Below are 15,468 nucleotides of genomic sequence, written 5' to 3'. Positions count from 1 at the left end.
TTAAGCCGCAGAATGACGACAATGGCAAGATTGCGCCCGTCCCGTAATCTCCCTAACGCGGAACCGGATGAAATTGAAATTGCGCCGGGATCGTGGCCATCGCATCAAGCTCCACCGTGAAATAGCCGCCATCTTTGAGCAATTCAATTCCGGCGAGCGAAGGACACAACAATACGCGAAAGGGCCGCCAACCACGCGCTTCCCGCAGCGCGCGGCTGTAACGTCGAACCGAATGGCCGCAAAAATTGAGCGGCGGCATTCCAGCCAGCGCGCGACTCAGGCGCAGATAAAAGTTCGAGTGAAGATGTCCGATAATCGTGCGTTCGACGAGCGGAAGTTTTGCGCGAACGACCTCATCCCGCCAGAGATATGGCAATGCGGTCGGGTCGTGGCAGAAAAACAGCGCGCGTTGCCTTGGTTGCAGCCCGGCAAAAGCGTCCCGCACCTGGGCAAAATGTTCAGCGCGCAACTGTTCCCAACCAGCCCGCTCTTCGGGCAGCGTGTCGGCACCGAAAGTCGGTAGTGCGATCAACGACGAGACGCAATTAAATAAGACGTAACGACCCAGCTCCAGCCGCCAAAACGGCGGCATTTGCAAATCCTCCCGCGCCCGTCGCCAACTGTCCAAGCGCATGCCGCCCACCGCGCCAACGAGTCGCAGTTTGCCCAGTTCATGATCGCCGTAGTTGAGGCGCAAACGGTCATCAAACTTTTGCCGCAATTTGCCGACGCTTTCCCGCGCACTTTCCAAAGCGGCGGCGGCGCTCAAGCCGATGGCGCCGGTGTCACAGGAATAATCACCATTGGCGATGGCATAATCCACCGGAGGAACTTCCGCCAGAAACCGATCGAATTGACCGTTCTGCCGCAGGGGATGACGTAGCCAGACGTGCCACCGATATTGTCGAATCAGAAAGCGCAGCAGCGGATTTTTGAGATCGCGATATTCGAAATCATCGCCCTCCGCTTGCTCCCGCGTCCCGGCGTAATGAATATCGCTGACCAATGCGAGGCGATAACGGCCCATGAGCAATCACGCCTTCGGTTGCCCGGACGGCAGAATCACCCGAAAAGTCGTGCCTTTGCTCGGCTGGCTTTCGACGTGGATCGCGCCGTGATGTTGCTCGACAATGCGCTGCGAAATGAGCAAACCCAGGCCCGTTCCGTGGCTCTTGGTTGTGAAGAACGGCTCGAACATTCGCGCCAGCGTGTCGGGAGCGATGCCCGTTCCGGTATCCGCCACGCTGATGCGCACGAGTGGCTGGCCGACGAACTTTGGTTCTGAAATTTCCGAGGTTGGTACGGCAAGAAATTCCGTTTGCACAGTCAGCGAACCATTCGTCCCCGTGGCTTCCACCGCGTTCAACAACAAATTGACGAACACCTGCTCCAACTGGTGCGGATCACCTCGCACCACATCGGATGTGGCCGCAAAGGTGCGATGCAGTGAAATCAGTTTGTCGCTCAATTGCTGCCGCACCATGAGCAGCGAGTGCTCCAGGACATCGTGCAACCGCACGGGCGTGTGTTCCGGCGTCGCCGGGCCAGTCTTGAGCAATTGCCGGACGATGGCGTTGACGCGCGCCAGTTCGTGTTGGACCAAATCCGTCAGTTCCGCGTTTTTATTCTGCTCGACGAGCAAGTCCACGAAGGTTTTGATCGCCACGAAGGCGTTCTTGATTTCGTGCGCCATGCCGGCCGCCAGGGTTCCCGTCGTGGCGAGCCGATCCAATTGTTCGAGGCTTTTTTGCCAGTGAGCCAATCGGGTGATATCCGTCAAGTTGAGGATGACAGTGGGTTCCCCAGAACCGAGAGCGAGAAAAACTGCGGTCGCATGAAACTGACGCGCTGCACCCTCGGAATTGTGTAATTTCAAAACGGGCATGGCGACAGTCGCGCGCGCGGTTTTTGCCTGAGCGATCAAATCGGCTAACGGCTCAGGTAGTGCGGCAAGCGTCATACCTGGGGTGACGAGCCGGTTAAGAAATTCACTACCGTTCAAAGAGCAGGTCAGAACTTCGCCCGCCGCTCCAATGACGATGTTACTAGGCGACAGACAGGCTTGAAGAGCCGTGACGAGATTGAATTCCCCGTCCGGCCTCACGATCGGAATTTGGCTCCTAGCGGCCATGGTCGAGTCTTGTTTCTGTACTCATCCGACTCAGCTTTGAACTGTTTTAGCCGAATCTGACAGCAGACACAGCCTGCGATAAATCCGATCTGTTTCTCAAGTTGAATTACCGCCCCGCAAACTTCAGAACGCCAATTGATAACTCAAGGAGACTAGATGCACGGTGATTTTATATTTGCCGTCAAAAGCAGGATTTTGGTTGCCGACCAGATTACGGCGGTCGTAAAAATCCGCCCCGTACCCAAGTTCAATGGCTTGCGCACCAGAATGATACGCCAGACCAACTGTCAGCACATTTTGATTGGCATCAGGAATAGTAGTCGAGAAAGTCGAGTCCGGAACCGGGCTTTGATAGTATTGATATCCGCCGCGAACAGACCAATTGTCCGAAAGCCGATAATCGCCGGCGATGCCGATGGTAAAAGTATCGCGCCAATTTTCTTGAACGCTTTGGCTGGTCGCGGGGAGGAGAATATTGTTGTTGCCGATGTTGATCGGCAGCCGCTTAAACCGCGAGAATTGCAACCACTCAACATCTGTTTCGAGGCGCAGCCGATCGGTGACTTGCAGCCCATAACCTATGGCCACAATGTTTGGAAACGCCAGGTGCGAGGCAAACAAACTGCGTCCGGTCACCCCAAAGGCAGTCGCCGTCGGCGTGATGTTGCTCAATTGTGTGTCTCCATCAAAATCCACGTCCATTTGCGAGCGGTAGGTAAGTGCGACGGTTTGACGCGGAGTAATCTTCCAAGTGAAGCCCAAATTCCCGCCGTGCCCATAGCCCTCGCCCTCGCCGCGCAGCAGGCCATCGGGTTCCACTCCGCCGCTACCAGGAAAAATTGCCCACGGATAAAACTGTTTCAATGTCAGCCGCGACCACATGATGTCCAAACCGACGCCCACGGAGATGCTTTCGGTCAATTTGATGCCGACGGTTGGGTTAAGATTCAGAGTCATCAACTCAGCGTAGTGCGGAGAGGTGTAGCGCAAAGCTCCAGCCGGTGCGGCAAAGGCGCTCGAACCAGTTTCATTCCAATCCACGCTCAATCCATATGGACTGGTGAGCCCTAAACCAAACACGCATTTATCGTCCAGCACCGGCGTGGCGAAATAGGCTGCGGGCAGCACTTTCCATGGATTTTCTGTTTGCGCTGATTGTCCAGGTGCTGCCGAGGAATGTGCCACCTTCATATAAACCAAACCCAGCGCCGCCTGGGCTTGATAATTGGTTGCAGCCACGAGATTAGCCGGATTGTGAGTTACCGCGGTAGCGTCTTGAACATGGGCAATTCGTCCGCCCGCCCGTCCCAAATTAAAGGCGCCAGCCGGCGGATTTCGAAATCCTTCAGAAACGGAGGGACTTGCCAACAGTAATGAAAGCAACAGTCCGCACCCGATCAGGTGTTCGCGGTGGTGGGGCGTCCGCGCCGCGCGATGCGGCCGGCGATCTTGGTTAAAGAGTATGTTCATATTTACAGGCGTTACTGCCGCGGATTGAATCTGCGACCTCTCTCGTTGTCGGAATTCGCATTAGCATCCGACGCGGTCATCAACACTATTGGATTGCAGGTACAACTGGAACGGCTGAAGCAGAAGAGCAGACCAGATGCCAGTGCAACCAGACCGCTGAAGTGGCTCGTTGCGTCGTTGAAGCGAAGTTTTGACGTTTTCCTAAAATTGGCGCGAGATTTGATATCTCTTTGTATGCCGGTTATTTTCGGTTAGATAATCACCAGGGGGAACTACCAAGTAAGCAGCCAAATCAACCGGCAGGTTTCAACGTAATGCCAACAAAATCGAACCAGATTTCAGCGTACGCGGTCGTCGGCAAAACTTCAGACGGAATTGAGTTTACAGCTTCCGTCGCCCGACTGACGCGCTTCCGTGCGGTCGTTGAATTCTACGATCCATCCATTGTCTTGCGTGTTTCCCAGGTTCTTCCAGAACTGAAAATCACCACCGAGGATTCCGTAATCTACATCGGTCGAGGCACAGTCGCGGGGTTGGTGGATTCGAGGATGACGCTGACAAGTGATATCGAATTGGAGGAGAATGGATTCGTTAAGGAGGTATTGGCGGTGGGCGCACGGCAAGAAAGCGAGCATCTGGATTTTGACGCCTTCTTAAGTGCTTGGCAGAAATCCTATCGTATTTTTCCCGAATTCAAAATTGCCGTGACTGACATCCAAATGTTCTTGCGCGATTTTGCGCGCTGGATGGATCGCTTGGAACTGGGGTTCAAACTAAAACCTTCGGTGCGCCAACCGATAGAGGTGCAGGCATATTTGCGCGATCTCAGCGAGAAAATGATCCGTGCCTTCAACTCATTGCATGAGCGGTTTGAGGCGATCGGCGCGACCATCACTGAACCCCTGCGGCCGATGCACGCGAGTTTTGTCCGGCAACAGTTGCACTCGTTGGTGATGTGTTCGCCGTTCGCTTATCGGACGTTTCATAAACCACTGGGCTATGCGGGTGATTATGAAATGGTGAACATGATCCTGCGCGAACCGTTGGAGGGGAATTCGTTCTACGCGCAGGTGCTTAACAGTTGGTTCCTCCGCCAATGGCCCGCCGAAGCACATCGTAATCGCATCAAATATCTGACCACACGGCTCGGCGAGGAGGCCTTGCGGGGAGAACGTCGCCGCCGTCCGATTCGGGTGCTTAATTTAGGTTGTGGTCCAGCTCGTGAGATTGAGCTTTTTCTGGCTGAAAGCGCTTTGGCCGATTACACGGAATTCACGTTGTGGGACTTCAACGATGAAACCGTCACCCGCACCGGCCACCAGCTTGAAGAAGCCCGACAGAAACACGCCCGCCAAACCGAGATTCGGATTGCCAAGAAATCCATCCAACAGATTTTCAAGGAAAGCGGACGCACGCAAATTCAAACGGGCGCGGCCCGGTACGATTACATTTACTGTGCCGGGCTTTTCGACTATCTGACGGATAAAACCTGCCGACAATTGATGAGCATCCTTTACCAATGGCTCACTCCGGATGGGCTTTTGCTGATCACCAATGTTGTAGCCTGCAAACCTTTCCAGCACATGCTGGAATTTCTGCTGGATTGGCACTTGATATATCGCGACACCGCACAAGGGCGGGCGTTGATTCCGCCCGAGGCGCTCTCGGGTGATTGCCGCGTTTATCGAGATGACACCGAGGTTAACTTGATCGTCGAAGTACGCAAATCTGCTCATGGTTGAATCAGTCTCAAACAACGCATCGCTGCTAAAAGCTTTCGCCGCTTATGATCAGCAGGAGACCATCAACAACTTCAAGGTCGCCTGCGTACTCGGTATGATTTTGATGCCCGCCGGTTTCATTCTGGATCGCTACGTCTATCCCCACGCCGCCGAGCAGTTTCATTTTCTGCAAGCGCGCTTGCTTAGTTCGGTGTTGATCGGCGCTTTTCTGGCCATCTTGTTGACCAAGCTGGGGCGGCGTCACTATCGTTTTCTCGGCATTGTTCTATTCATGATCCCGGCCTCGTTCATCGCTTGGATGATCGCTAAAACGGAGGGCGCTGGGTCGCCCTACTATGCCGGATTGAACTTGGTGTTGCTCGTATTGGCTTTCGTATTGCACTGGACGTTTTGGGAAAGCTTCGCCGCGTCAACGCTGGTTATCGTGTTATACCTGACTGCTAGTTTTGTGCATGATGGACTTCAGACAGCAACTGATGAAAATTGGGGCGCGCTCGTGAACAACCTCTATTTTCTGAGTTTAACTGGCATCATCGTGGTCACGGGCAGTTATTTTCACAGCAAATCACGCTTTCACGAATTTTCGCTGCGGCACCAACTGTCCGAGAGTCAGCGCTCCTTGCAACAGAATAATTTGCAGCTCGATACGCGGAACAAAGAACTGGCTGACACCATCAAAAAATTGACCGAGGCCGAATCACAACTCATCCAATCGGAAAAAATGGCGTCGCTGGGCCAGATGAGCGCCGGCATTATTCACGAGATCAATAACCCGTTGAATTTTGTCACCACCAGTTTGTTTACATTGAAAAAGAAAGCGCGCCACGTCGCGCCCGAACAACAGGAGGAATACACCGAAATTTTGCAGGACGTCGAAGAGGGCGTCGAACGCGTCAAAAACATCGTCTCCGACTTGCGCGCTTTCACCCATCCGTCCACCGACCATTTGGACACCGTTGACGTCGGGGAAGTCGCCACGTCGGCGCTGCGGTTTTTGAGCAGTGAAAAGAAGGAACAGGCGGCCATTGAACTCAAACTACCGGATCACCTGTCCGTTCGCGCCAACAAAAACAAACTGGTCCACGTCTTTGTGAACCTGATTCAAAATTCGCTGGATGCAATGCGACACAAGACGTTTGCCAATGGCGAAGCGCCCACGATCTGGATTGAAGCGCGGGAAACCCCGCAGACCAGCTACCTTGTTGTCCGCGACAACGGCCCGGGCATTCCCACCACGCACATTGACAAAATCTTTGACCCGTTCTACACCACCAAGGACGTCGGCGAGGGCATGGGCATGGGGTTGAGCATTTGTTATCGCATCATGCAGGAGTGTGAGGGCAAAATCTCGGTGCGCTCCGAGGCCGGAAAGTATTGCGAGTTTACTTTGGAATTTCCGCACCCCGTTTAAGGCGCGCCCAATTTTATGGCTGAAAAATACGATTATCGCAAATTTCAGGTGCTCTATGTGGACGACGAGGAAAAATCGTTGAAAGCCTTCGCGCGCGCGTTCGGCGATGACTTTCGCATTTTGACGGCCACCAACGCACAGGACGGCTTCCGCCTGCTGCAGGAGCACAAGGATGAAGTCGCCATTTTGATGACCGATCAACGTATGCCGGGAGAAAAGGGCACCTGGCTGTTGCAGCGCGCCAAGGAGGTCAGTCCGGCCACGCTGCGGTTTTTGGTCACCGCCTTCACCGAGTTCAATGACGCGGTCACGGCCATCAATGCCGGGGGCATTTTCCACTACGTCACCAAACCTTGGGATCCGAATTATCTGGAGGCGCAACTCAAGCGCGCCATGGAGTTCTTCTGGTTGCAACGGGAAAACGAACGGTTGCTGCGGGAGAAAATGGAGACCTTGCGCAATTTGTTGATTGCGGATCGCTTGGTGAGTCTCGGCATGCTCACCGCCGGACTCAGTCATCACATCCGTAATGCCCTCGTGGCGGTCAAAACCTTCCTCGAGCTCGCCCCCGCGATGATGCGAGATGAAAAAGCGGCGCCAGACAAAATTCGCCACGAGGAATTTTGGACGGACTACCACAAGAGCGTGCTGAGTCAGATTGACAAGATCAACGATCTGCTCAAAGCCCTGTGGGCGGCGGCGGAAAAACCCGCGACGCAAACCACCGAGAAGATTCACCTGCGCCAGTTGCTCGCGGCAACCACCGAGGGGTTGCAGCCACTGATCGCGGAAAAGAAAATCAGCATCGAAAATCAAATTCCCGAAGACCTGCCGGTGGTCACTGCCGAGCGCGCGAAATTCCAGCGCCTGTTTGATTTGCTGCTCCGGGAGGAACTGGCCAGTTTGCCTGACGGCAGCCAGATCACCTTTACCGGCACCACGCACTACGAAAATCCGGAACGGCCCGAGGTGCAATTACAAATCGCCGACAATGGTCCGGGTCTTTCCAAGGAAAAATTGCGCTATCTATTTGATCCGTTCATGGTGCGAATGGATGATCCCGCCGAATACGGCATTCATCTGATGGGCTGCTTTTTCATCGTCCACCACCACGGCGGACGCATCGCTGCCGACAGCGTGGACGGCAAGGGCACCACGTTCACCTTGCACCTGCCGACCGCTCCCGCACGCTCATTGCCGGAACTCAATACGGAATTCGCCGAGAAGTCACGGCTGGCCGAGCAAATCTGGGGCGCCGCCCGACCGAAGCATTAAGCGGGATTACCGACGGTTTGTGGTTGCCGATCCAGCTCAGGGGTGACTGGTGATTTTCTTCCAATCCAAGCCTTGCGAACCCGCGTAGAAGGCGAGCGGCTTTTCGTTTTGAATGAGCACCGCGCGCACCACGCTGGAATCATCGGCGTAACCCAAACTCAACACACTGTCGGGAATGATGCCGACTTTTTTGTGCGCGTAAACCAGGGCAAACACGGCTTGCGCCAGGGTGGAATAAGGTAATTCCTTATAGACGCCTTCGAGGACGTCCTCGACGAGATCCGCAAGAAACGCGAGTTGATCCACCAAATGCGGGAACAACGGCGCATTGATCTGGGTGAACTCCAACTTCCACTGCGGCAAAAATCGCAAGACCTTTTCGGCGATGCCGGGCGTGATGCTCGTCGCGCCGATGTTGACAAATTTAGCGATCTCGGACATGCCGCCATCCTAATGTTCCAGACTGGGAAACCAAAGCTTAAATTATGGTTCTTTTGGGCCGAAATCAGGGACGCCACTTCAGTTCGGCTGGCGATTCCATCAATACCCCAGCAAACGGGTTTCGCGAATGGCATCTTCGCCGACGCTCGTTTTCGGCGCGGCTTTGAGTGAGAAGGTGAACGCCACGGCAAAGTCCCGGCCCTCACCGTTGTGCGGATCGCGCACCCGAAACGCCAGCGCTGCCGTCCAACTGCGCAGGTCGCGGTAAATCGAGTAGGTCTGTTGTTGCAGCCAGTTTTCCCGCACTTCGTATTGGTGCTGCGCCCGGAAACCCCAGTTTTCATTGACGCGCAAAAAGAGGGTGCTGATCAATGAGCTATTGCCCGCCTGCAACGCGGTCGGACTCGCGCTGAAATCGTCATGCACGTAGATGTGCCCGATGCCCCAGCTCCACCATTCATTCGGTTGCAACGTCAGATTGTGATAGGCCAGGCGCAACAGTCCGCTTCGCACGTTGTAACGGTTCATGGATTCCAACGTGATCCAGGAACGCGGTCGGAAGACGAGATCGGAATACAGATCGGAAAAATCTTCGCGCCCGGAACGCGGATTGATGAACCAATCCGCGTAAACGTCCCAGTAGAGAAAATCCTGGATGCGGCCGTCACGCTTGGTTTGCAGACGATTGCGCAGACTCAACCGCATCACGTTTTCGCCGTCAATGGAATCAATGGCGTTGTCTTCCGGAAACTCCAGCGGCAACAGGCGCAGACTGGGCAGTTCCATGTCAAACTGCGGCAGTTCGCCGGGGCGATGGTTGGGCGTTTTCACATAGGCATAATTAAGGGAGGGCTGAATGATGTGGCGCAAACCATCCAAGGCCAGCCAGCGATTGGTTTCGCCCGCCCACGTCTGCGACGCTTTGAAAGTGAGTTCGCCGCCGGCGTTGAAAACGGTGCGATTCAACTCATCCGTCGTCGCGCCCGGACCGGTGGCATCTCCGTAATACGTGAAGCGGCCGCCGGCGCGCGGGACAAGATTCAGCCAGCCCCAGAACGTGTGCGGCAGCGTAAGTTGATGAAACGTATCCGCCCGCATACCGGCATAATTCGCGCCCGCCACCACGTCATTGGTCACGGCAAACCGCCGGCGATAGTAGCCCGCCGAGGTTTCGCTCTCGTAATAGAGCGGCGTGTTGAGAACTTGCTGGCGGAACCCGGTCAGCCGCACGTCCGGCAAACGCTCCACATTTTCAAAGAACTCGTTGATGCGCGGTTGCGCGTAAACGCTGACGGAAAAATTATCCGTATGCGGATTGATCTCCACGTAGGTGCTGGGCTGCGAATTTTCGCGGTACTCGCTTTCAAAGAAGTTTTGGACGATGCGTTCGTCGGTTTGATAGCGCACCTGGGATTTGATGGTTAAATTCGTCGTTGGGGCCGCGTTGTAGCTGAACCAGACGCGCTGCCGATCCGCCGGAAGGTTGTAACCGGGGTTGCCGATGTCCGGGCGCAAATCGTGCAAATAATCATACTTCACCGTGGTTTCGCCCCACGGACCGAGATGCGCGTTCACATCGGTACCGGCCCCCACGCCGCGTTTGGTGCGGTAATCCAGACGCAATTTGCCGTCCAGCTCCTCGCGCCACGCCCAATTGTAACTGCTCAACAAATACGCGCCGTAGCGATTGCGATAGCCGGGAACAAAATCGAAATGGTGGCCCTTGCCATCCAGGCGCTGCGTATAGAACGGAAAATAAAACACCGGCACCGAGCCGGCATACAGCACGGCATTACGCGCCTGAAAATACTGGCCGGGGACGATCTTCAACGAACTGGCCTGAATCCGCAGTCCCGGATCAGCAACGTCATCGGTCGTGAGAAAAGCGTGTTGGGCGGAATACACGCTGTTGGTGTTGGATGCGCGATCGCTGGACAAGCCCTCGCCGCCTGCAAAAAACGGCGTGCGGCCGGTGCGAAACTGGGCCGCCTGCATCTGGCGGGTGCGAAAGTTATATCGGATGCTCTCGCCGACCCAGGTCAGATTGTCCCGCTGGATGCGAACGTGCCCCCTGGCTTCGATGTCGCCCGTTTGCATGTCCACCATTGCCCAGTCTGCGGTTAAAATCCCTCCCAATCCGGTGACCGTGCCGTTGATGATGATGGTGGTATTGTTCGTGCGACTCCACAGCACCTGTTCGCCCTGTAATTCCAGTCCGGGATCTTCCTGAGCAAACGCGCCACCGACAACGCCTGCAATCAACAACAGGGCGAGCGTGGCGACGCGATAACATTTCATTCGGGCGCGGGCAGGAAACCAAAACGCGGCGACAGTGCCAAGTTTCATTTACCCCGTCGCGCGCCGCTTCGCGGCAGGGTGGTTGCGGAATGACCGTGGATTCGGACGCGCGAACCGCGACGAAATTTCTGGTGGCATACGACCTGCACATCCGCCGCCGAGGATGCCCCATGGCTACAAAAATTAAATTACTCAAGGTGCTCCAAGAGGCCAAAGCCCTGGCGCAAATCACCAATCGCAAACCCGCGCCTCGGTCGTCCTTGCTTTTCCTCATGCAACTGCGTTCGCGCCATCAATCCAGCGGCACGCAACGGCGGCGCCTGCGCGTGGAAGCCGAATCTTCACACGCGCCCGCATCCATCAAAATCAATCTCGTCAATAACAGCAAGATGGCGGTGGCCGATTAGTCCGGCGTTGCGGCGCGGTTTATGAGGTCGCGACGGCCCTGGCTTGTTTCGGGGCAGTGTCCCGCGGTTATTGTGTGGGAAACGGACCGGCCTTCCGATCACGGCTCCACAAATTCCACCGTATAGCCCGTCAGCAGAAAAAATTCTTTGAGTTGGGCACGCGCCCGTTCATCGGCATCTTTCAAAATCCCCGCATAGCGGGCGGCCCGCTGAACGTCGTCCACGGCGATTTTTCGCGCGGTTTGTTCCAAATCCTTGTCAAACGCCCGTAGCAAGCCCGTGGTGCGCTCGACCACCTGGGTTTGGTTCTCGTCCAGGTAACAGTCCGTGATCTGCGCGCGCGGCAACCGCACGCGGGCGGTCGTGCCGGAAAGACGTACGTCCTCAGGTTGCAGCCGTTGCAAATCCACCCCCGCCTTGACGATACCGTGCGCCACCATCAACACGCGATTATCCCCGCCCGGATACCACTTCACATCCTCATAGACCACCACCTTTTCCATGACGTATTTCACCGTGACCAGTTGCGAGAGCGTTTGCACCTGCTGCAGCACGGTGGCGGAATTATACACCGGGCGCGTTCCACTCGTGAACCGGTGGAGGGTCAGTCCCAGCCACAAGCCGCCGAGGAGCACGGCGCCGAATCCCAGCGCAAGCAGGAGCAGGCGGAGCTTCTTCATGGGCAAAGTCTAACGCGCGCAACCGTAATGCAAAGTCGGAATCAGGCGCGTCGACCCAATCACGTCGCTGCCGCGCGAAATAACCTTGCCCGCCTGCCGGGGAATTGCTCTATTTTGCCCGCTGCGCGCACGTGGCGGAATTGGCAGACGCGCTACCTTGAGGTGGTAGTGCCGTAAGGCGTACAGGTTCAAGTCCTGTCGTGCGCACCATCACTTCATGTGCTGTGCGGAATGACATAGGACACCATTCCACTCAATAATCACACAGATTTGTGAGTTTTATCCCACGTTCGAGCGCTATTTTGCACATTCCAATTTTACGTGAGACCGGGGACATCCAGTTTCTCATTCTGTCATCCTGTCAGTTGCTTTCGTTGTGGTTCAGGGACGCGGTGGAACGCGTCCCTCTCGGGGAAATAAAACTGAGTTTTACTGGTCGGCGTGGTCGTCCCACCCGGTCCCCAAGGTGACAACGACGTCCTCGGCGTTGGTCAAGAAAATGGGGATTGGAGAAACCGAATTTAAGCCTGTGACATGGAAACATTGAGTCTCTGCCAACTACATTTTACAAACTGAGACTCAATCCTGCACCAATGCGGTGCCGTTTTACACTACTTCGACTCGAGTAAAATTTGGCGCAACACCTGGCCCTCGACTCCGTTCAGGGTTTGTCCGAACAAAGCCGCAATGGTGGGCGCAACGTCCACGTTCTCCACCCGCTTCAGTTTTACTCCGGGGCGAATCCCCGCGCCAGCGGCGATGAACACGCCGTCCATCTTCGGTTCGCTGGCCAGATAACCGTGCGTGCCCGCCGGGGTTTTCAGTTCCACCAAGGAATCATTCCCCGACGCATCGTTGACAAAGGCATAGCCATCTTCTGCCGCCAGCAACAAATCGCACATTTGCGGATTTTGCGCGGGGTCCGGCAGGCCCAGTTTGGCAAAGCTCTCTGGCTCCAAAACCGCCGCCACGCCTTCATGCTCGCGCAGCAGTTCGATGACTTTGGCGCGATCCTCGGTTCGCGTTTCGGGATGGGTCAGATAAACAAAGGCCGTGCCGCCTTCGGCCACGGATTGCGCGCGCCGTTGCGGCGCCGCCTCGAACAAACCCGCTTTGCGAAAGAGTACATTGGGACGAATCCGCTTGGTCGGGCGGATGAAACCATGATCCGAGGTGATCAACACGGTTGTTTGCGAGCGCAATCCGGCGGCGTCCACCGCGCGCAGCAACTCGGCCACCCGCGCATCCGCCAGGCCGAGCGCGGCGTAGGCGGCCGTGGATTGCGGGCCGTACTGGTGCTGCACGGAATCCGTCGTCAGCAGGTGAAACAGCAAAAAGTGCGGCGGGCGCGTGCGGAACAGATGCACCGCCGCGCCGGTCCAGATTTCATCCATCACCGCGATGCCGTGCGAGCGAAAGGCCTCGTTGTCCGGGCTGGTCAACCACCCGGCCTGAATCAATTCTTCACGCAGTCTGGGCGTGGTGAAATCCACCGCATCCGGCACATCGGGAAAATCGTCATCCAGCGTGCCGCTGTTGCGCGTGCAGGGCCAGTTGATGCCGGCGGTGCGCAGCCCGAGGCCATGGAGCAAATCGTACACGGTGGGCGCGGCCACCAAATCCCGCTTGTCGTACGTGCCTTTCAAATCCACGGCCGCTCCCGAAGCGCCGCGCGTTAATCTGCCGTTGAACAAAACCGAGTGTTGTCGCGGCGACACCCCCGTGACGAGCGTGGTGTGGTTCGGCCACGTCACGGCTGGAGTCGAAACGTGCATGGTTTCCGCGGCGGCGCCGTGGGCCGCCAGTTCACGCAACGTCGGCAACGGCGCGCGCGGATCGGAAAGATACGACGCCGCCAAACCATCAATGGTGATGAGTATGACGTGGCGATTGGTGTCCGGCGCTCCGTGAACTGAATTGCTGATGCCGATCCCCAAGCCCAGCAGGATCAGCCACAACCAACTGCGGCAATGGTGACGTCGTGGTGAAAGTTTGGTTGGTTTCATAAAAGCCGAATCTGCAAGTCGTCCCGCGCCAGTGAATCGCGCAGACTTTCCACGCGGTGCCGGCGGCGTTCGATAATTTCCTTGTCGGTCTGTGAATCATACGGCACGGGATAGTTGCCGTCCCAACACGCCAGGCAAAACTGCTCCTTCGGCAAACCGGTCGCCCGCACCATGCCGTCGAGCGAGAGGTAGTGCAGCGAATCGGCGTTGAGATATTCGCAAATTTGCGGAATGGAATAATTCGCCGCCATCAGTTTGCTGCGATCCGGAAAATCAATGCCGTACACGCACGGATTCCGGTGCGGCGGACAACTGACGCGCACGTGGACTTCCTTGGCGCCGGCGTCTTTCAACGTCTTGACGCGCGCTTTGCAAGTCGTGCCGCGCACGATGGAATCATCCACAATGATCACCCGCTTGCCGCTGACCAGTTCCTCGATGAGATTCAGTTTCACCCGCACGTTGAAATCGCGGATGAGCTGCGTCGGCTGCAAAAAGCTGCGCCCGACGTAGTGATTGCGGATGAACGCCATTTCGAAGGGGATTTTGGCTTCCTCCGCGTAACCCAACGCCGCGTAAACTCCGCTGTCCGGCACGGGAATCACCAAATCCGCCGCCACCGGCATTTCGCGGGCGAGCTGGCGGCCCATCTCGACGCGTACCTTGTAAACGTTGCGACCACTGATCGTGCTGTCGGGACGCGCAAAATAGACGTATTCAAACATGCAGAACGCCCGCCGGGGTTGGTCGGGAAACGCCTGGATGCTGTGCAATCCGTTGCGGTCAATCACCACGATCTCACCTGGTTCAACGTCGCGCACGAACTGCGCGTGGATCAAATCGAACGCGCAAGTTTCACTGGAAAGCACGTAGGCGCCGTCCACCTGACCGATGGACAGCGGTCGGAAGCCATGCGGGTCACGGATGCCGATCAATTCATGCTCCGTCATGATGACCAATGAAAACGCGCCTTCAATCTGCCGCACCACGTTGACGAGCTGGTTTTCGTTTCCGTTGGGATTGGGTTGCGCGAGCAGATTGAGAATGACCTCGCTGTCCGCCGTGGTTTGGAACATCAAACCGCGCGCCTCCAACTGATCGCGCAAACGCGCCGCGTTGACGAGATTGCCGTTATGCGCGACGGCAATCTGGCCGCGCAGACAATTTCCCGTCAAGGGTTGCGCGTTCCGGATGTTGCTCGCGCCCGTGGTGGAATATCGGGTGTGGCCAATGGCCATATTGCCGACAAGTTCCCGCAGGATCGCGCCGTTGTAGATTTGGGAGACCAGGCCCATGCCTTTATGCTCCCGGAATTGCTGACCGTCGCAGGTGACGATCCCGGCGCTTTCCTGCCCGCGATGTTGCAGGGCGTAAAGGCCGTAATACGTCAACTCGGCGGCGTTCGGATGGCCGAAAATGCCGAACACGCCACAATAATGCTTGGGATAAAATTGCATCGCGTCTGTAGAAACGAGCGGGGACTATTTGAACAGAGCTTTGCCCTCGGACGCAAGCTTCAAGCCGGATTCTAATGCGGCAGCGTCAAATTCAACCGATAAAACCCCCGCCCACTTTCCGGAAAGAAGTTAGTGGAGAATGTCGCCGCC

At 56.3% G+C, this 15,468-nt stretch carries 12 protein-coding genes and 1 tRNA gene; 5 read left to right on the top strand and 8 right to left on the bottom strand.

The features are described 5' to 3' along the window. Positions 1 to 52: 52 nt before the first annotated feature. The 3 genes from M9920_06485 to M9920_06475 form a co-directional block, all read right to left on the bottom strand. Entirely contained in the window at positions 53 to 1,027 is a 975-nt protein-coding gene (locus M9920_06485; protein MCO5051931.1) for a hypothetical protein, read from the bottom strand. Between the two features lie 6 nt (positions 1,028 to 1,033). Beyond that, positions 1,034 to 2,131: an ATP-binding protein gene (locus M9920_06480; protein ID MCO5051930.1), complete on the bottom strand. Its 1,098-nt coding sequence runs from the start codon at positions 2,129 to 2,131 to the stop codon at positions 1,034 to 1,036. A gap of 123 nt (positions 2,132 to 2,254) precedes the next feature. Continuing rightward, positions 2,255 to 3,601 carry an outer membrane protein transport protein gene (locus M9920_06475; GenBank protein ID MCO5051929.1) on the bottom strand — a complete coding sequence of 449 codons (1,347 nt, stop codon included), beginning with the start codon at positions 3,599 to 3,601 and terminating at the stop codon, positions 2,255 to 2,257. Between the two features lie 314 nt (positions 3,602 to 3,915). On the opposite strand from M9920_06475, the gene M9920_06470 reads away from it, so the two are divergent. Genes M9920_06470 through M9920_06460 form a run of 3 tightly spaced genes read left to right on the top strand, consistent with a single transcriptional unit; the run spans position 3,916 to position 8,029 of the window. Then, positions 3,916 to 5,343, top strand: a complete 1,428-nt coding sequence (locus M9920_06470) for a class I SAM-dependent methyltransferase (protein ID MCO5051928.1) — start codon at positions 3,916 to 3,918, stop codon at positions 5,341 to 5,343. After that, on the top strand, positions 5,336 to 6,754 hold the full coding sequence (locus M9920_06465) for an ATP-binding protein (GenBank protein ID MCO5051927.1): 1,419 nt from the start codon (positions 5,336 to 5,338) through the stop codon (positions 6,752 to 6,754). The genes M9920_06470 and M9920_06465 overlap by 8 nt, the downstream gene beginning before the upstream one ends. 15 nt (positions 6,755 to 6,769) lie before the next feature. Then, positions 6,770 to 8,029, top strand: coding sequence for a hybrid sensor histidine kinase/response regulator (locus M9920_06460; GenBank protein ID MCO5051926.1), 1,260 nt, complete (start codon positions 6,770 to 6,772; stop codon positions 8,027 to 8,029). A gap of 36 nt (positions 8,030 to 8,065) precedes the next feature. Here M9920_06460 and M9920_06455 read toward each other — a convergent pair whose 3' ends face one another. Together M9920_06455 and lptD are read right to left on the bottom strand one after the other, a co-directional pair. After that, a complete protein-coding gene (locus M9920_06455) occupies positions 8,066 to 8,470 on the bottom strand; it encodes a hypothetical protein (GenBank protein MCO5051925.1) in 405 nt (134 codons plus the stop codon). Between the two features lie 99 nt (positions 8,471 to 8,569). Then, entirely contained in the window at positions 8,570 to 10,768 is a 2,199-nt protein-coding gene (lptD, locus tag M9920_06450) for an LPS assembly protein LptD (GenBank protein MCO5051924.1), read from the bottom strand. A gap of 170 nt (positions 10,769 to 10,938) precedes the next feature. On the opposite strand from lptD, the gene M9920_06445 reads away from it, so the two are divergent. Beyond that, complete coding sequence (locus M9920_06445; GenBank protein ID MCO5051923.1) at positions 10,939 to 11,175, top strand: hypothetical protein; 237 nt, start codon at positions 10,939 to 10,941, stop codon at positions 11,173 to 11,175. 98 nt (positions 11,176 to 11,273) lie between these two features. Here the strand turns inward: M9920_06445 and M9920_06440 are convergent, their stop codons facing one another. Continuing rightward, a complete protein-coding gene (locus tag M9920_06440; GenBank protein ID MCO5051922.1) occupies positions 11,274 to 11,855 on the bottom strand; it encodes a DUF4230 domain-containing protein in 582 nt (193 codons plus the stop codon). A 125-nt stretch (positions 11,856 to 11,980) separates the two neighbouring features. Between M9920_06440 and M9920_06435 the strand changes: the two genes are divergently transcribed. Then, positions 11,981 to 12,065: transfer RNA gene (locus M9920_06435), tRNA-Leu, on the top strand. 401 nt (positions 12,066 to 12,466) lie between these two features. Here M9920_06435 and M9920_06430 read toward each other — a convergent pair. Both M9920_06430 and purF read right to left on the bottom strand, forming a co-directional pair. After that, positions 12,467 to 13,861 (bottom strand): alkaline phosphatase family protein, encoded by a 1,395-nt coding sequence (locus tag M9920_06430; GenBank protein ID MCO5051921.1) that lies wholly within the window; start codon positions 13,859 to 13,861, stop codon positions 12,467 to 12,469. After that, positions 13,858 to 15,318: an amidophosphoribosyltransferase gene (gene purF / locus M9920_06425; GenBank protein ID MCO5051920.1), complete on the bottom strand. Its 1,461-nt coding sequence runs from the start codon at positions 15,316 to 15,318 to the stop codon at positions 13,858 to 13,860. Before purF ends, M9920_06430 begins: the two co-directional genes overlap by 4 nt. Positions 15,319 to 15,468: the final 150 nt, after the last annotated feature.

The sequence above is a fragment of the Verrucomicrobiia bacterium genome (genome assembly GCA_023953615.1).
Lineage (GTDB): Bacteria > Verrucomicrobiota > Verrucomicrobiia > Limisphaerales > JADLHS01 > JADLHS01.
This window is presented reverse-complemented; position numbering and strand designations above follow the sequence as displayed.